Origin of the sequence: Nesiotobacter zosterae (assembly GCF_033843645.1) — a bacterium.
Classification (GTDB): domain Bacteria; phylum Pseudomonadota; class Alphaproteobacteria; order Rhizobiales; family Stappiaceae; genus Pseudovibrio; species Pseudovibrio zosterae.
The window spans coordinates 1-18,108 of sequence record NZ_JAWXVZ010000014.1 but is presented as its reverse complement, the minus strand read 5'-3'; the positions used below and the strand labels follow the sequence as shown (position 1 = coordinate 18,108).

The following is an 18,108-nucleotide window of genomic DNA, read 5'->3' as shown; positions in this document are numbered from 1 at the left end:
AGGCCGGAGCATTTTACCCATGACAAACCTTCGTATCGAGATTTCACGGCGGGCTGCCCTCTTGGGCGCCGGGGCTGCCGCAGTTGGCAGTACGGCCGGCGGTATTCTGCCTGTCGCGGCTGCCCAATCGGCCGCTCAAGGCAGTGTGGCGCCGTCCGCATCCTATCAGGTGGGCGACTTCAAAGTTGCAACCTTGCTGGATGGGGCCGTCACCGCTGGTGAGCCGCAGAAAACATTCGGCATGAACCAGAGCGCCGAAGACTTTGCCGCTGCATCTGCTGAAAACTTCATCCCCGCAGACGCCTTCAAAGCGTTCTTCACGCCAACCGTGGTGGATACCGGGAGCGACGTGATCCTGTTTGATACTGGCGTTGGAGAGGGAGGGCGCCCGGCACGCGGTAACATGCGGGCCGCCTTGGCTGGTGCTGGCTATACGCCGGAGCAGGTGACCGTTGTCGTGATTACACATATGCATCCAGACCACATTGGCGGCATGATGGAAGCGGGCGCAGCCGCGTTTCCCAACGCCCGCTATGTGACGGGGCGTGTCGAGTATGACTTTTGGTCCAAGATGGATCCAGAATCCAATGGTGTTGCCAAGCTGGTCGACAGCAACGTTAAACCATTTTCTGAGAAGTTGACCTTTCTTGATGATGGCGGGTCAGTTGCGTCCGGGGTCACAGCTATCAGCGCTTTCGGCCACACGCCGGGGCACATGATCTACCTTCTGGAATCTGGTCCGGACCGGCTGGTCCTCATGGCGGACACGGCAAACCATTATGTTTGGTCTCTGGCCTACCCGGATTGGGAAGTGCGGTTTGACATGGACAAAGAGGCTGCCGCCAAGACACGCCGCATGGTGTTCGACATGCTGGCCGCCGAGAAAACGCCTTTTGTTGGCTATCACATGCCGTTCCCGGCGGTGGGCTACGTGGAGAAGCGCGACAGCGGTTTCCGCTATGTGCCAGCTTCCTATCAATTCCAGCTCTAAGGCATTGCAAACGAATAAAAACCCCCGGCACCAGGTGTCGGGGGTTCTCAAAACTCTTTAAGAAAAATGCGGCTTAGGCAGCCTTTTCTTCAGGCTCACGGAGAACATAACCCCGGCCCCATACTGTTTCGATGTAGTTCTTGCCAGAAGCAGCAGAAGCGAGCTTCTTACGCAGCTTACAGATGAACACGTCGATGATCTTCAGCTCAGGCTCGTCCATTCCACCGTATAGATGGTTCAGGAACATTTCCTTGGTCAAGGTGGTGCCCTTTCTCAAGGAAAGCAACTCAAGCATCTGATACTCTTTACCGGTGAGATGAACGCGCTGACCGTCAACCTCAACAGTTTTGGTGTCCAGATTCACCGTCAAATCACCGGTGACAATCACAGACTGAGCATGACCCTTCGAGCGACGTACAATCGCGTGGATTCGGGCGACCAACTCGTCCTTGTGGAACGGTTTGGTCATGTAATCGTCAGCACCGAAGCCGAGACCACGTACCTTGTCCTCGATACCGGCAAGGCCGGACAGGATCAAAATTGGTGTTTTGACCTTTGACACACGTAGCGTGCGCAGCACCTCGTATCCGGACATGTCCGGCAGGTTAAGGTCAAGCATAATAATGTCATAATCGTACAGTTTGCCGAGGTCGATGCCTTCCTCGCCAAGATCTGTCGTGTAGACGTTGAAGTTTTCAGACTTCAGCATCAGCTCAATGCTTTGGGCTGTAGCGCTGTCGTCTTCGATCAACAATACACGCATGCTAATCCCCTCGTGTTGCCTTTCCTGGGCAGTCGCGCCGGCCAATAAACGCGAACCGTTGCGAAGGAATACTGGAACCCCGACTCATACCATGAGTTATGGTTAACAGAACTCGATTCGCGCAGGCAAGCGCTTTGACACCGCCGGTTTCAGTCTTCTGAGGACAACCCCTAAGGATCCATGTGTACACCCTGTAGCCACACACAGTGTTGTCCACTACTGAGAACCCGCAGAACGCGCGTGACCCCCTACAAAAGGGCTGCCAGCTGCTAAAACTCTCTGCATTAAGATTAACCATAACCGTAAACGATCGGTTACCATCTTCGAAAATGATTAATAGGGAATCAGTCGTGCAATCGCTCTTCACCGAGATAGAACAATGCCTTCCGGTCGAAATTTACGGTACCGTGGAAGCAGTTAAGGGGTTGCTGGTCGAAGTGGCAGGCCCTGTGCACGAGATGAGTATTGGGGCCAGAGTCCTATTAGAAATCAGGGAGAACGCAACGTCAGTGCAGGCCGAGGTGGTCGGTTTTCGCGACGGAGTTGCGCTCTGTTTGCCCTATGGAGGCGTCGAAGGCATCGGTTTGGGAGCCAAAGCGCGACTCGTTTCCCGTGAGAGCATCGTCCATCCAAGTCGCACCTGGTTGGGACGGGTTGTTAACGCTTTGGGAGAGCCCATTGATGGTAAAGGACCATTGCAATTTGGGAGCACCCCCATGTCGTTAAGACAATCTCCCCCAGCGGCAGCTGAAAGAAGGCGGGTGGGTGGCCCCCTTGATGTGGGCGTGCGAGCACTCAATACCTTCATTACGTGTTGCGAAGGACAACGTATTGGCATCTTTGCCGGCTCTGGCGTCGGCAAGTCGGTGCTCATGTCCATGCTGGCGCGAAATGCTTCTGCCGATGTCTCTGTCATAGGCCTGATTGGTGAGCGTGGCCGAGAGGTTCAGGAGTTCATCGAGGATGATCTGGGAGAAGAGGGGCTGGCGCGATCCGTTGTTGTGGTGGCCACCTCTGACGAGAGCGTGTTGATGCGCCGTGCGGCGGCATATCTTACAATGACGCTCTCTGAGTATTTCCGAGATCAGGGCTCCAATGTTCTATGCATGATGGATTCCATCACCCGCTTTGCCATGGCTCAGCGCGAGATTGGTCTTTTTACTGGCGAGCCGCCCACCTCAAAGGGGTACACGCCGACTGTGTTCACGGAACTGCCGAAGCTTTTGGAGCGCGCTGGTCCGGGCCGGGTTGGCACGGGCTCCATCACCGGGCTTTTCACGGTGCTGGTTGAAGGCGATAATCACAATGAGCCGGTGGCTGATACGGTGCGCGGCATTCTGGACGGTCACATTGTAATGGAGCGTGCCATTGCCGAGCGGGGCCGATATCCGGCAATCAACGTCCTGAAATCCGTGTCGCGCATGATGCCACGCTGTGTGCCGGAGGAGATGCGCCCAATCCTGCGAAAAGCGAAAGCTCTGATGGCTACATATAATGACATGGAAGAACTCATAAGACTCGGAGCCTATCAGAAGGGCAGCGATTCGGATGTGGACGAGGCAATCCTCAGGAATTCACAGATTGAGGCCTTTTTGGGACAAGAAAAACACGAAAAAACGAGTTTGAGTGCCGGTTATGAGCAGCTTGCTCACCTTTTGGAAATGACTCCTGCGTAAATTCCATCGGGTTAAGGGAGTATTGCGTATGAAAAACCGTCAGGGCCTTATCAAGCTTAAGCGGTTCCATGTTGACGAAAAACGTCGACAGGTAACCCAAATTGAAACGATGCTTGCCGATTTTGATCGGATGGCAGAAGAGCTGGATACCCAGATCAGCAGTGAACAGCAGCGCGTTGGAATCGACGATGTTGCTCACTTTGCCTATCCAACCTTCGCCCGTGCCGCCGCTCAGCGCCGCGATAACATCATGAACTCGGCCAACGAGCTGAAGGAACAGCTTTCCAAGGCACAGGACGAGCTCAAGGATGCCATCGCCGAGCTGAAGAAGGTTGAGCTGATGCAGGAGCGCGAGCTCAAGCGCGAACGCGACGCCTTGGAAGCGATCGAGCAGGACAACATGGACGAGATCGCCGGGCGTTTTGCGTCTCGCTGATCCGGTTCAACTTCTGCACTTCCTTGCAGCCAACCTCTGCGGAGGTTGGCCTGACAGACGAGATTGCTCCTTTTAGACCCTATTGCTGGCACGTTGATGCTGCGGGATGCCCTTGCGTGACCCGCATCGCTTCTCTACACCCGGTTGTACCCATGTCTCTTCCGGGGAAGATAACGTGATGCTCGCAGTTCTCGGCCTTTTGCTGCCGGTCATGTCCTTCAGCTTTGCGCTCGGCCTAACGTTGCCGTTGTTGCGCATGGAGCGACTTTACTTCTTGCAGGATACGCCCTCTCTTCTGGAGGTCATCACCGGCCTTTTTGCCGAGGGAGATCAGGCCTTGGCCCTTGTGATCTTTCTGTTCTCTGTCCTGCTTCCCGGATTGAAGATTGTTGTGTTGCATCTGGCCTGCCTGCAGCGCCGAGCCGGGTGGGCGCTCAAGGCGCTCTCAACGCTCGGCAAGTGGTCCATGATGGATGTCATGCTGGTTGCCCTCGTGATTTTTGCCACCAAAACCAGCGGGCTTGCAACAGCCAGCGGGTTGCCGGGGCTGTGGTTTTATGGTGCCGCGGCGCTTCTTTCTGCCGTTTCAGCGCCTTTGTGTTTGCGGGCGGTGCGCACCTCATGACGTGCTTTGCGGGCTTGTGTTTCCGGCAATGCGATCTGCACAAATTGTCCTGCAAGTTTCATTCGGCACTGGCCTTTTGCAGTGCATCCTGCTAAACGGACAATGATATATCACAGGTGGGCGTCGATGGGCTACAGTCCGCCTGATGACCAAAAACACGGGACGAGGAGTGCGGCACAATGCTAAGCGGGCGACATCTCATTAACGGCGAAGCGGTTGAGAACCAGGAGCGGTTTGCCGCCATGGAAGCGGCAACGGGCCTTGCCACGGATCGGCTTTATTGTGAGGCCAGCCAGGCGGATGTCGAGGCAGCTGTGATCGCAGCTGAAGCTGCGTTTCCAGCTTACGCGGCGACCAAGGCTGCGCAGCGGGCTGCTTTTTTGCTCACCATTGCAGATGAAATTGAGGCTCGGGGCGAGGCAATCACCAAGATCGCCATGATTGAATCTGCGCTACCTGAAGCGCGCCTGAACGGGGAGCGAGGCCGCACAACTGGCCAGCTCCGCTTCTTTGCCGACTACATTGAAAAAGGTGAATGTTTCGACCTTCGGGTCGATCCCGCATTGCCAGACCGGGCACCAATGCCCCGTCCGGATCTGCGTTTGATCAACCGCCCCATTGGACCCGTCGCCGTTTTTGGTGCCTCGAACTTCCCATTGGCGTTCTCTACTGCGGGCGGGGACACAGCATCTGCGCTGGCAGCGGGTTGTCCTGTAGTCGTGAAAGGCCATCCGGCGCATCCTGGAACCTCTGAGCTCGTTGCTGAGGCGATCTTGGCCGCGATGGAGAGCTGCCGTATGCCGCTTGGCACGTTTAGTCTCATTCAAGGCGCGGGACATCAAAGCGGCGCGGCACTGGTCGCCCATCCTCTCATCAAGGCGGTCGGGTTTACTGGGTCGCTGCGGGGCGGGCGGGCCTTGTTTGATATCGCCGTGTCACGTCCTGAGCCGATCCCGTTTTATGGGGAGTTGGGTTCCGTGAACCCTGTCTTTCTGTTTCCAGAAGCGCTTGCAGCACGCGGAGAGGAAATGGCCAACGGCTGGGCGGCATCGCTCACCATGGGTGTTGGTCAGTTCTGCACCAATCCGGGCGTTGTTGTCGGCGTTGAGGGAGAGGCTCTTTCCACTTTCGTCAACGTGGCGACAGAGGCGCTGGGCGCAGTAGGGCCGCAGCCCATGCTCACCGGCGGTATTGCGCAGGCCTATGATGGTGAGGTCAACCGCCGCGCGGGGGCGTCGGATGTGATTGCCCTGCTGCCGCCAAAACCAAGCGAAGGCTGCGCGGTGTCGCCTGCGGTCTTCAGTGTGGCTGCCGACCAATGGCTTTCCGATGAGAGCTTGCAGCAGGAGGTTTTCGGCCCTGCTGCTGTGGTGGTGCGGTGTAAGGATGTCGCAGAAATGTTGGCCGTTGCGGGGGCGCTGGAAGGGCAGCTTACCGCCACTCTGATGGTCGACAGCGGAGATCTTGGTGCGGCGCGCCCATTTGTGCCAGTGCTTGAGCGCAAGGCCGGGCGTTTGTTGTGCAACGGTTTCTCGACAGGCGTTGAGGTTTCTCATGCCATGATGCATGGCGGTCGGTATCCGGCTTCCACCGATGTGCGCAGCACCTCTGTGGGGTCCAAGGCAATCGAGCGCTTCTTGCGCCCCGTCAGCTATCAGAACTTCCCAGAAGCCTTGCAGCCCGATGAAATCCGCGATGGCAGTGGTCTGCCACGCCTGCAGGACGGGTCCAGACAGCTTTGATCCGGAGGTCTTTCGCGTTGCGTTCCCCGGTTTCTTAGGGGCTGCGCTCCAGAATGTGCGGTATTAAAGAAAGAACAGCGGCGGCTTCATAATGGAGCCGCCTTTTTGATTTCTTTACAAGAAATCCAATATCTGCCACTCAGTGGAAACGAGTATCTGGGCGGCCCGGCCGCCTAACATGAACAGAGGTCCCTCCGTTGTTCGCAGTCCGCACCTTTCTAAGTCTCCTCGCAGTCCTGTTTGTTGTAGCTGGCCCAGTCAGTGCCCAGCAAACACCCGCTTCGCCAGATCCTGTAACCGAGCAACAGGCCGTGCCTGCTGATGATGGGGCGGCCGTTGAGGCGCTCATCAAGGTGCTGCAGGACCCGGCGCAGCGAGACTCGCTGATCAAGTTTCTTGAGCAGAATGCCGGCACAGGTGAGGCGACAGGGCAAGGGACTGCACCAGCGACCGACGGCTCCAATGCCCAGCCCGCAACTGGTGCGCGGGCGGCATCAGGCACCAACGGAACGGCAGGTGCAGCCGCTGACACTGGCACACCGGCGGCGGATGCGGAAGGCAGCACACCGAGTGAGAACGTGGGGCAGGTCACCACATCTCTGGTCGCGGCTGTCGGGGAATCTGTGCGCAAGTTCGGCGCAGAGCTGTGGGACATTCTCTTGCGCATCTGGTCCGGTCTTTCCGGGTATGAGCGAATTGTCGAGAACCCCAGAGATGTGGACCCGGATCGCTTTGTTGATGGATTCCTCGGCTTGCTGAGCGTTCTGGTGCCGGGTTACGTGGCGCTCATGATCATGCGGCGCGGCAGTCTGCGCCTGTTTTCAAGCATTCAAAAACGCTATGCCGCCGGCAACTGGTTTCACCGCAGCGGCTATCTGTTGTTCTCAACCGGCATTGAGGTGGTGAGTGTGTTCATCGCCTCAGGGCTGGCGTACTTCGTGTCTATAGCGATCACGCCCAACACGGACCCTTTCGTGTTCAACCGCGTTGAAGCGCTGACCCTCAACGCTTTCTTCCTGGTTGAAATGTCCCGTGTGGCGCTGCGTTTCGTGTTCGCACCGTATCGCCCCAAGTTCCGCGTGCTGCCGTTTTCCGATAGTGAGGCGCGCTATTGGTCCCGCAAGCTGGCCTATGTGCTGATTGGCTTTGGCTATGGCGTTTCGGTATTTGTGCCGCTGGTGATGCTGAACTGGTCCTACAGTCTGGGAACCAGCATCCGGCTTACCGTGGTGCTGCTCTCGGTGATCTATCTCGCGGTCATCATCATTCGGTCTCGCGCGCGCGTGCAGGCAGAGATTGAGGACTTCACCGAAGCGCGGATTACCTCTGAAATTGCCCGCTCGCTCATGGTGCTGCTGTCCTACACTTGGCACATCCTTGCCTTGCTTTACATCTGGGCGATCTTTCTCGTTTGGCTCAGCCGCCCCTATCAGGCGACGCAGGAGATCTTCTACGCCAGCGCTTACACCCTCACCATTTTGATCCTTGCCACGTTCGCCACAGTAGGTGTTTCAAAGAGCATTCGCCGTGGGGTGAACTTATCGCCGCGTCTTGCACGCAAGTTGCCCACCATGGAATCGCGGCTCAACGCGTCTGTGCCCGCCTTGCTCTCCATCCTTCGGGTGGCGATTGTTGGTGGTGCCCTCCTCGGCATACTTGAGGTCTGGGGTATCGGGGCGTTCTGGTCCTGGATCTTGTCCGGCGAAGGCAGCGAGTTTGGCAGCCGCGTTACGTCTGCAGTGATCGTCCTTCTGGTCGGCTTCCTGATTTGGGTCATCGCCATGTCGTGGATTGATCTGCGCCTTACTGATGCCGGCGGCCCCATGATTACGTCGCGGCGGCGTACGCTCTTCAAGTTGTTTTCCAATGCGCTGACCATCTTGCTGGTGGTCATGTTCGTGCTGCTTGCCATGTCAGAGCTGGGTGTCAACATCGGACCGCTCATTGCGGGTGCCGGTGTGTTCGGTCTGGCTGTGTCTTTCGGTTCGCAAAAGCTGGTGCAGGATGTGATCAACGGGGCCTTCATTCAGGTGGAAAATGCCATGAACGAAGGTGACTACGTAACCGTTGGCGGGGTGTCCGGCACGGTAGAGCGCCTCACCATTCGCTCTGTACGTCTGCGAGACTTGGAAGGCATCACTCACACCATCCCGTTCTCTGCGGTGGATACAGTCTCCAACGCCACACGCGATTACAGCTACGCCCTTGCGGTGGTGGGTGTCAGCTACGATACGGACATCAATCTGGCCAAAGAGGCCATGCATGATGCCTTCAAGAAACTGCGGGATACGCCAAACGGCGCGGTTATTCTGGAAGATCTGGACATGCAGGGCGTTATCGCTTTTGGTGCCTCTTCCGTGGACATTCGGGCCCGCATAAAGACGCTCCCGGGCAGTCAGTGGGCCATCGGGCGTGCCTACAACGAGCACATCAAACGGGTCTTTGATGAGCGCGGCATTGAGATTCCATTCCCGCAGGTCACCTACCACTATGCCGAGGATGCGGAAAAGAAGGACAAGCCAAAGCCTCTGCCTGCTACCGGCAAAAAGGAGAGTGCGCCCAAAGCTGCTGCCGCCAAGGACGCACCGATCAAGACCGGAAAGCCACGCGTTCCCAACGAGGCGCTGCCAACCGAGGTTGATGCCGATGCGGATGGGGATGGATCACGGTAATCCCTCTATACTTTCATCTAGTGAAACAACAGAAAGCGGCTCCCTCGAGGGGCCGTTTTTTGTTTTTACGCAGGGGGTTGCTGCCTATTTGGGAGGCAGGCCAGACTTGTTGTGAGTCATGGTAGATTTCGTTTTGTTTCGTTGACTTTCGCAAAGGCGCGCTTTATTTCGTAATTAAGCGTAAGAGGTTTCGCGTACTTTGGGTGCGACGAACATAATAAACACGAGGCGACACCGCGCCGGGGGAAACTATGGATCAGACCTTTGATCTTTTTGTCATTGGGGGCGGCATCAATGGATGCGGCATTGCACGAGATGCGGCAGGGCGTGGCGCTTCTGTTTTTCTGGCAGAAAAAAGCGACTTTGCTCAGGCCACATCGTCTTCCTCGACCAAGCTCATTCATGGCGGTCTGCGCTATCTGGAATACTATGAGTTCCGCCTTGTGCGCGAAGCGCTGATTGAGCGCGAAGTTCTTCTCAATGCGGCGCCGCACATCATTTGGCCGTTGCGGTTTATTTTGCCTCACCACAAGGGGCTCCGTCCGGCGTGGCTCATCCGGTTGGGCCTGTTCCTCTACGATCACCTTGGCGGGCGCAAGATCCTGCCGGGCACCCGCAGTGTCAGCCTGAAGGACGGTACCTACAAGGAAGCCTTGAAGCCGTTGTTCAGCAAGGGGTTCGAGTATTCGGATTGTTGGGTGGATGATGCGCGTCTTGTGGTGCTCAATGCCCGTGATGCGCAGGCAAAAGGTGCGGAAGTCCATCGCAACTGCGAAGTTGTCAGCGCCAAGAAAGAAGGCGCGCTTTGGGCCGTAACCGTGCGTGATGCGCTTTCCGGGGAAACACGGGAAGTGAAGGCGCGGGCTCTTGTCAATGCAGCAGGTCCATGGGTTTCAAACCTTCTCAACCGGGCGCTGGGCCGGAATGAAGAATCCCGCGTCCGTCTGGTGAAGGGCAGTCACATCATCGTGCCCAAGCTTTACGAGCACGACCGTTGTTTCATCTTTCAGAACACCGATGGCCGTATTGTATTTGCCATTCCCTATGAGCATGACTACACGCTGATTGGCACCACTGACGTGGACTATCAGGGCGACCCGGGAGAGGTGGCCATTTCCAGCGATGAGGTTTCCTACCTTTGCGCCGCCGTCAGCGAGTACTTTGAAAAGCCGATCCGCCCGGAAGATGTGGTTCACACCTATTCTGGCGTGCGCCCGCTGTACGACGATGGCGCATCAGCGGCTCAGGCGGCTACTCGTGACTATGTTCTGGACTATGAGCATCAAGCGGGAGAACCGGGTCTTCTCAACATCTTTGGCGGCAAGATTACCACGTACCGCCGCCTTGCCGAATCTGCCCTTGAAAAGCTGGTGGACTTTTTGCCAGCAGGTCAGAAGCCATGGACCGCCACGGCGGAACTTCCGGGAGGGGGCTTCTCGCCGCAAGAGTTTGAGGGCCAGCTGAAGGCGCTGAAGGTCCGGCATCCATACCTTAATGACCGGTTGGCGTGGCGTCTGCTTCGCTCCTATGGTCTGGACGCGCTGGAGATGCTGAAAGACGTGAAGTCGGAAGCAGATCTGGGCCAGCACTTTGGGGCAGGGCTTCATGCCGTGGAAGTGGAGTGGCTCAAGTCCAAGGAATGGGCCGTTGCCGCCGACGATATTCTTTGGCGGCGAAGCAAGCTGGGATTGAAATTCAGCGCCGAGCAGAAAGCCGCTCTTGCGGACTATCTCGCCGAAAAAGTCCACTAAAGAATATGGTCTGGAGGGTTGTATAACCCTCCGCCAACTCTGGACCTTTCTGGGTTCCTTCGATAATACCGTAGAAATTCGTAGAACAATAAGAAGCTGAAGAGGGAGGGGGTTCCTATGAGCGGCTGGATTCTGGCAATCGATCAGGGCACAACGTCCACGCGAAGCATCATCTTTAATGATGAGTTCGAATCCAAAGGCATTGGCCAAAAGGAATTCACGCAGCATTTTCCTCATCCTGGCTGGGTTGAGCACGATCCTGAAGATCTGTGGCGCACCGCTCTGGAGACATGCCGCGAGGCCCTCTACAACTCCAATCTGGAAGCCTACGACATTCACGGTGTGGGTATTACAAACCAGCGCGAAACCACGCTCGTTTGGGATAAGCTCACCGGCAAACCGGTTTACAATGCCATCGTTTGGCAGGATCGCCGTACCTCGGACTTTTGCGCCGACCTGAAAGACAAGGGTCTGGAAGAAGTCTTCATGCGCAAGACGGGTCTGCTGCTCGACCCCTACTTCTCTGGCACCAAGGTTTCCTGGATCCTCGACAACGTGGAGGGCGCGCGCGAACAGGCCGAAGCGGGAGAACTGCTGTTTGGCACGGTTGATACCTGGTTGATCTGGAAATTTACCGGCGGGCGCTCTCATGTGACAGATGCGACCAACGCTTCTCGTACGCTGCTGTTCAACATCGAGACCAACGAATGGGATCAGGAGCTTTTGGACATCTTGCGCATTCCTCGCGCCATGCTGCCCGAAGTGAAGGACTGTTCCGACGATTTCGGTGTGATCCCGGAAGAGCTGTTTGGTGCCGCGTTGCCGATCCTTGGCGTTGCGGGTGACCAACAGGCCGCGACCGTGGGCAATGCCTGTTTTTCCTCTGGCATGGTGAAGTCCACTTATGGCACGGGCTGTTTTGCTCTTCTCAACACCGGCGAAGAGCTGGTGCGTTCCAAGAACCGTCTTCTGACCACCATTGCCTACCGGCTGGATGGCAAGACCACTTACGCGCTGGAAGGGTCGATCTTCGTGGCGGGTGCGACTGTGCAGTGGTTGCGCGATGGGCTGGAAATCGTCGAGAAGGCTTCCGAGACACAAGGTCTTGCTGAACAGGCCGATGAGGAAAGCCAGGTTTACATGGTGCCCGCGTTTGTGGGCCTGGGTGCGCCCTATTGGGATCCGGATGCTCGCGGAGCCATCTTTGGCTTGACCCGCGCGACAGGCCGGGAAGAAATCGCCCGCGCCGCGCTGGAGAGTGTTGGCTATCAGACCGTTGATCTTATTGAAGCAAAGAACGCCGACTTCAAAGGCGGTAACGGCGATGAGATTGTCATGCGCGTTGATGGGGGCATGACTGCGTCTGATTGGACCATGCAGTTCCTGGCCGACATTTTGGGCGCGCGCGTTGACCGACCGGTAGTGCTGGAAACGACCGCACTTGGCGTTGCTTGGCTTGCGGGCATGCGTGCCGGGGTGTGGCCAAACATGGAAGAATTTTCCAAGCGCTGGCATCTGGACCGACGCTTTGAGCCGTCCATGAATGAAGAAGAGCGCCGTCAGCGGCTTGATGGCTGGCGGGATGCGGTTCAGCGCACGCGCTCTTGACGTCTTCACTTCCCCAAGCCGTTCCCAAGCACCTGCCTCAACCGCAGGTGCTTTTTCTTAGGTTGTTTCTGGTGACTTGATTTGGTGCGGCATTTGGCGGAGAGGTAGATCCCCGAGTTTCCGATCAGGAGCCCCCCATGACCGACCAAGCCTCTTTTGAAGTTATCGCCGCAACGCCTTCGCTCGACGACTACATGCGCCTGCGTCAGGTGGCAGGGCTCTCCAGCTTTTCGCGAGAGGCAGCAGAAAAGGGCCTGCAGAATACATGGTTTGCGGTGGTGGTTGTCGCTGAAGGGCGGACAATTGGCATGGGCCGCATAGTCGGGGATGGTGGCTGCTTCCTGCAGGTGGTCGATATCGCTCTTGAGCCTGCTTACCAAGGGCAGGGCCTGGGCAAGCGCATTGTGAGCGCTCTTGTCGAGCACCTGAAAGCGCACGCAGACCCGTCTGCCTTTGTGAACTTGCTGGCCGATGTGCCTGCCAACCATCTCTACGCCAAATTTGGCTTCAAGGAGACAGCGCCCCACTGCCTCGGCATGGCGATTTCTGCACGAAATTTGTCGTGAGTCTCTCTTTCAAGTCTTGTGAAGGGATGAGATGCCTTTGTTTGAGAGGGCTTCAACCAATCGCCAGCTTGCCCGTTGCAAGGACGAAACCTATTGGTATCGTAGTGTAATTTTCCTCGATACCGGAAAACTGCCGCTAGAGATATATCAGAGACTTGACATTAGTGCTGAGCTCCTTCATTAACGCTGATATATCACAATATGAATGAGGCAGTGCTATGTGGCGTGGTGTTTATCCAGCTGTAACAACGAAGTTTAACGAGGATGACCGGCTTGATATTGCGGAGATGGAGCGGTGCTTCTCCCTGCAGATCGAGGCAGGAGTGGACGGGATCATCGTTTGCGGGTCGCTTGGGGAGGCGATGGCTCTCGAGCCGGAAGAGAAGATTGAAATCCTGAAAGTCGCCAAAAGCGTTGCGGGAGACAAAAAGGTTCTGATGACCGTTTGCGAAAGCTCTACAGCGCGGGCTTGTCGCGCAGCGCTGGATGCGGCCGAGGCCGGGGCCAACGGCTTGATGGTTCTTCCGGGCGTTCCGTACCGATCCGCACCGCATGAAACAGTTGCCCACATTCTGGCTGTGACCCGGGCCGCCGGTCTGCCTGTCATGGTCTACAACAATCCTGTTGCCTATGGTGTGGACGTGACGCTCGACATGTTCGCAGAACTTGCCGAAGAGCCCCTCATTGTCGCCATGAAGGAATCCACCGACGACATCCGGCGCGCCACTGAGGTGTTCAATCGCTTTGGCGACCGCTTCGATGTTTTCACGGGCGTTGACAATCTGGCGTTGGAAAGCATCCTCATGGGCGTTCATGGCTGGGTTGCTGGTCTGGTTGTCGCGTTTCCAAAGGAAACCGTTGCCATCTGGAAGCTGGCTCAGGCGGGCCGCCTTGAAGAAGCCCGCGCGATCTATCGCTGGTTCCGCCCCTTGCTGGATCTCGATGTATCGACCAATCTGGTGCAGAACATCAAACTGGCGGAAGTTCACGCCATTGGCTCTACCGATCGTTGCCGAGCCCCGCGCATGGCCCTTTCTGGTGCTGAGCGTACACAGGTTGAAACGGTGATCAAAACGGCCATGGCCTGCCGTCCAGAACTGCCGGAGCTATAACCATATGCGCCATATCCTCGTCATCGGAGCAGGAGTTGTTGGTCTTGCGAGTGCCATTCGGCTGTTGGAGCAGGGCCACACGGTGACACTGCTTGATCGGCGTGGGCCGGGAGAGGGGGCTTCGCGCGGCAATGCTGCCGGCATTGCATGGACGGATGTTGCGCCCCTTGCTTCTCCCGGCATTTGGCGCGACGTGCCGGGCTGGTTGTTCGATCCTCTTGGGCCGCTGTCGGTTCGCCCGGCTTATGCGCTACAAATCCTGCCATGGATGGTGCGGTTCTGTCTTGCCGCCCTGCCGTCAAAAGTTGCCCAGAGCACACAGGCCAAGGCCGCCCTCAATGGGGCCTCCTTGCAAGCATGGCAACGCCTTTGGCAGCGCACGGGCACGGCCCACCGGGTGCGCTATTCCGGCTGTCTTGATGTGTATGATGATGACAAGCAAATTGCTCGCGCCCGGCCCGGCTGGCAGCAACAGCGTGACTTCGGCATCGAGGTGGAGGAGCTGTCCGGGGCAGAGCTTCGGGAGCTGGAGCCTGACCTGTCTCAACGGGTCAAAGGCGGCGCGCGCTTGCCCGGATGGACCAGCGTGGATGAGCCCTTTTTACTGTGCCAGGACCTTGCGGCTTTCTTTCAGGGGCAGGGCGGCACCATTCGCACCGCTGCGGTTGCGGCCGTTCAGCCGTCAGGCACCGGTGTCTCCGTTTCTCTGGAGGACGGCGAACACATTGAGGGCGACCATGCCGTTATCACCGCAGGGGCCTGGTCCAAGGCGCTCGCATCACGGTTGGGCGACCCGGTACCTTTGGACACGGAGCGGGGCTATAACACCACCATTGCCGATTCCGGTGTTGCATTGCGTCACATGGTGATGCTGCCCGGCTATGGCTTTGCATTGTCGCAGCTTGCCACGGGTTTGCGCGTTGGCGGTGCGGTGGAGTTTGGCGGCCTCAAGCTGCCACCCAATTGGAAGCGTGCAGAGGCGCTTTTGAAGCGTGCCAAGACCATTCTGCCGGGCCTGCAGACTGAAGGCGGCAAGCAGTGGATGGGCTTTCGTCCATCCCTGCCAGACACTCTGCCGGTCATTGGGCCCTCGACCGCCAGTCCGCACATTACCTATGCATTTGGACATGGGCATCACGGGCTCACGCAGGCCGCCATCACCGCAGATCTGGTGGTAGCGCTGGTGACTGGGGAGCGGCCCGCCTTATCATTGGAACCTTACAGCGCACAGCGGTTTTGAAGAACCTTGGGAGGGGTTATGGCGTCGAAAAGTTTCTTTTGTGTCGATGGGCACACCTGCGGAAATCCGGTTCGGTTGGTGGCGGGCGGCGCGCCCCTTCTGAAGGGCGCAGACATGCTGGCCAAGCGCGCCTTCTTCATGGAACATTACGACTGGATCCGCACCGGGCTGATGTTTGAACCCCGTGGCCACGACATGATGTCCGGTTCCATTCTGCTGGAGCCCACACGGGAAGATTGCGATGTGGCCGTGCTGTACATCGAGACCTCTGGCTGCCTGCCCATGTGTGGTCATGGGACAATTGGCACCGTTACCATGGCGTTGGAAGAAGGGCTGGTCACACCGCGTGAACAAGGCGTGCTGCGACTTGAAACACCCGCCGGTGTTGTGACTGCGGAATACATCATGGAGGCGGGTTATGTAGAAAGTGTCCGCCTCACCAATGTGCCCAGTTTTCTGGCCGCTGAAGGCTTGCGCGTGCATGTGCCGGGTCTGGGTGAGGTCCATGTTGATGTGGCTTATGGCGGAAACTTTTACGCCATTGTTGAAGCGCAGGAGGCCTTTCCGGGGCTGGAACATGTGAGCCCCTCCAACTTGCTGGACTGGAGCCCGCGTTTGCGCGCGGCCCTCAATGAGGCCTACGAGATGGTCCACCCGGAAGATCCCCGGATTTCAGGGATCAGCCACGTTCAATGGACTGGGGTGCCGACGGTGGAAGGCGCAAGTGCGCGCAACGCGGTGTTCTATGGTCACAGGGCGTTGGACCGAAGCCCCTGTGGCACGGGTACATCGGCGCGTATGGCTCATCTTTATGGCAAGGGGTTGCTCTCCGTGGGCGATACGTTCACTCACGAGTCCATCATCGGCTCCTTGTTTGTGGGCGGCATAAAGGAAGAGGTGAAGGTGGGCGACAAGGTTGGCATTACACCAACCATTGAGGGGTGGGCCCGCAAGACCGGGTACAACACCCTGTTTCTCGATGAGCGTGATCCATACATGAGCGGCTTCCAGTTGGGCGCCGATGGGGTCACTCATTTTCCAAGGCCAACTGATTCCCAGTAGTTCTTCTCTCCAACCCGACAAAAATCTCAGTATCTGAGAGTTTCTCACTCAGTAATACTGGGCAAACGCCGAAATCCGTCTCAGCATCAAGTTCTTATTGATAAGACTCCGTCTTGTTCAGTGAGCAGTGGTCGTCTCTGTGAATAGAAGCTACGCTTTTTACAGCTGTGTACTTCGAGGATTTTGGTTATGCCTGAAAAGATTGCTCTTGTTGGGATCGGCAAGATTGCCCGCGACCAGCATATTCCATCCATTCATGCGGACAAGGATTGGGAACTCGCTGCTGTTGCCAGTCGCAACGCCTCCCTTGAGGGCGTTGACAATTTTTCATCTCTTGATGAACTTCTGGAGAAACGACCCGACATTTCTACGATTTCTCTGGCCATTCCGCCGCAGCCGCGTTTTGACTATGCTGTCAAAGCGCTCAAGGCGCGCCGCCATGTCATGCTGGAAAAGCCTCCGGGGCAGAGCCTTGCCGAGTGTTTCGAGCTGGAAAAACTGGCCAAGGAAATGGGCGTTACCCTGTACGCTTCCTGGCATTCTCGTGCTGCGGACTGCGTCCCGGATGCGAAAAACTGGTTGGCGGGCAAGGCACTCAAATCCCTCAGGATCACCTGGAAGGAAGATGTGCGCCGCTGGCATCCAGGGCAGGACTGGATTTTTGAACCGGGCGGGATGGGGGTTTTTGACCCGGGCATCAACGCTCTATCCATCATGACGGAAATTCTTCCAAATCCGGTGCATGTGCAACAGGCAACATTGGCCTTTCCGGAAAACCGGGACACCCCCATCGCTGCGCAGCTCATGTTCCACCATTCCGGCGGCGCTCAGGTGTCTGCGGAGTTCGACTGGCTGCAGGAAGGTCTGCAAAGCTGGGACATTGAAGTGGAAACAGAGCAAGGCACAATGAAGCTGGCCATGGGCGGCTCCACGATGTTCGTCAATGACGAGCTGGTCAAGGAAGGGGCGGATCATGAATACGCCAACCTTTATCGCCGGATGGCGGAGCTGGTGCAGGCGGGACAAAGTGATGTGGACCTGTCACCTTTGGTGCATGTGTCCGACGCCTTTGCTTTGGGCCGCCGGGTGACTGTTGCGCCCTTCGAGTTTTAGCGCCTCTTCAGCCCCTGTGTGATTAGCGGCAACGCCCGCTTGCCATGCAGGGGCGCTTCATTTCCTCCACCTCACTCTCTCAACTGTCATCCTTGGCTCTGCACGTTCTCTGGCTCTCGGCGTCATCCCGGCTTCGCAGCGGCTTGTTGGTTTTGCGCTGGATACCGGATCTGCGTTTCGCTGTGCTCACCTTGTCCGGCATGACGGTGGTGGGGTGAGTTGCTGGTTCGGCTTTCCATTCAGCAGCTCTTGCAGGCCTTTGCTCAACCGCCCTTCTGCCTTAAGGCCGGCGCCCTGGGCGTTCCGCCCAACCACTTCACCTCCTCTCCAACATTGGTCATCGCGGTCACGCTACTTCTGCCTGACACTCTGTTGGTCATCCCAACCTCTGCTCCCACTGCCCCATCTCTCGCCGGTCATCCCGGGCTTGACCCGGGATCCAGATAGGTGGTTCGACAGGTGAGGGCGTTGGGTGGCCGGGGTTTGCCGTAGCGTTTCTGTGTTTGCGTGCGTTGATGCTTCAAATCCGTGTTTCGTTCAAAGCAACGCAAATTGAACGCATGGGTTATCCCCGCTGGGTCTGGTGTTTCGAGTGCGGCAGTCTCGCGGTCAGTTGCGGTCGTGGCAGGGGGATATCTTTTGTGCGGGCAGTGGCCGTGTTTCATGTCTTCTGCATAATTTCACTGTTCTGCCGCGAGAGGAGGAGAGGGGGATAAGTTCTTCGCGCTTGGTTCAGGCGAGCCTTCCATGG

General features: G+C 57.3%; 14 protein-coding genes. 13 read left to right on the top strand and 1 reads right to left on the bottom strand.

What is annotated here, in order from left to right:
• The first annotated feature begins 19 nt into the window (after positions 1-19).
• Complete coding sequence (locus Q3Y58_RS17575; protein WP_274220097.1) at positions 20-991, top strand: MBL fold metallo-hydrolase; 972 nt, start codon at positions 20-22, stop codon at positions 989-991.
• Positions 992-1,064: 73 nt separating this feature from the next.
• On the opposite strand, the gene ctrA is transcribed toward Q3Y58_RS17575, so the two are convergent.
• Positions 1,065-1,754 (bottom strand): response regulator transcription factor CtrA, encoded by a 690-nt coding sequence (ctrA, locus tag Q3Y58_RS17570; protein ID WP_274220098.1) that lies wholly within the window; start codon positions 1,752-1,754, stop codon positions 1,065-1,067.
• Between the two features lie 350 nt (positions 1,755-2,104).
• On the opposite strand from ctrA, the gene fliI reads away from it, so the two are divergent.
• The 12 genes from fliI (at position 2,105) to Q3Y58_RS17510 (ending at position 17,357) form a co-directional block, all read left to right on the top strand.
• Positions 2,105-3,430, top strand: coding sequence for a flagellar protein export ATPase FliI (gene fliI / locus Q3Y58_RS17565; protein WP_413697841.1), 1,326 nt, complete (start codon positions 2,105-2,107; stop codon positions 3,428-3,430).
• Between the two features lie 28 nt (positions 3,431-3,458).
• Positions 3,459-3,866 (top strand): flagellar export protein FliJ, encoded by a 408-nt coding sequence (fliJ, locus tag Q3Y58_RS17560; protein WP_274220100.1) that lies wholly within the window; start codon positions 3,459-3,461, stop codon positions 3,864-3,866.
• A gap of 178 nt (positions 3,867-4,044) precedes the next feature.
• Positions 4,045-4,491 carry a paraquat-inducible protein A gene (locus Q3Y58_RS17555; RefSeq protein WP_319623157.1) on the top strand — a complete coding sequence of 149 codons (447 nt, stop codon included), beginning with the start codon at positions 4,045-4,047 and terminating at the stop codon, positions 4,489-4,491.
• Positions 4,492-4,670: 179 nt separating this feature from the next.
• Positions 4,671-6,233 (top strand): aldehyde dehydrogenase (NADP(+)), encoded by a 1,563-nt coding sequence (locus Q3Y58_RS17550; RefSeq protein ID WP_319623156.1) that lies wholly within the window; start codon positions 4,671-4,673, stop codon positions 6,231-6,233.
• Between the two features lie 197 nt (positions 6,234-6,430).
• A complete protein-coding gene (locus Q3Y58_RS17545) occupies positions 6,431-8,905 on the top strand; it encodes a mechanosensitive ion channel domain-containing protein (protein ID WP_319623155.1) in 2,475 nt (824 codons plus the stop codon).
• A gap of 251 nt (positions 8,906-9,156) precedes the next feature.
• The gene (gene glpD, locus Q3Y58_RS17540) at positions 9,157-10,656 is read left to right on the top strand and encodes a glycerol-3-phosphate dehydrogenase (protein ID WP_319623154.1); all 1,500 of its coding nucleotides are present in this window, start codon (positions 9,157-9,159) and stop codon (positions 10,654-10,656) included.
• A gap of 117 nt (positions 10,657-10,773) precedes the next feature.
• The gene (gene glpK, locus Q3Y58_RS17535; protein WP_319623153.1) at positions 10,774-12,264 is read left to right on the top strand and encodes a glycerol kinase GlpK; all 1,491 of its coding nucleotides are present in this window, start codon (positions 10,774-10,776) and stop codon (positions 12,262-12,264) included.
• Between the two features lie 137 nt (positions 12,265-12,401).
• On the top strand, positions 12,402-12,830 hold the full coding sequence (locus tag Q3Y58_RS17530; protein ID WP_319623152.1) for a GNAT family N-acetyltransferase: 429 nt from the start codon (positions 12,402-12,404) through the stop codon (positions 12,828-12,830).
• 218 nt (positions 12,831-13,048) lie between these two features.
• Positions 13,049-13,942 carry a dihydrodipicolinate synthase family protein gene (locus Q3Y58_RS17525; RefSeq protein ID WP_319623151.1) on the top strand — a complete coding sequence of 298 codons (894 nt, stop codon included), beginning with the start codon at positions 13,049-13,051 and terminating at the stop codon, positions 13,940-13,942.
• Positions 13,943-13,946: 4 nt separating this feature from the next.
• Positions 13,947-15,182: an NAD(P)/FAD-dependent oxidoreductase gene (locus Q3Y58_RS17520; protein ID WP_319623150.1), complete on the top strand. Its 1,236-nt coding sequence runs from the start codon at positions 13,947-13,949 to the stop codon at positions 15,180-15,182.
• Between the two features lie 18 nt (positions 15,183-15,200).
• Positions 15,201-16,244: a 4-hydroxyproline epimerase gene (locus Q3Y58_RS17515; RefSeq protein ID WP_319623149.1), complete on the top strand. Its 1,044-nt coding sequence runs from the start codon at positions 15,201-15,203 to the stop codon at positions 16,242-16,244.
• 189 nt (positions 16,245-16,433) lie between these two features.
• Complete coding sequence (locus Q3Y58_RS17510) at positions 16,434-17,357, top strand: Gfo/Idh/MocA family protein (protein WP_319623148.1); 924 nt, start codon at positions 16,434-16,436, stop codon at positions 17,355-17,357.
• Positions 17,358-18,108: the final 751 nt, after the last annotated feature.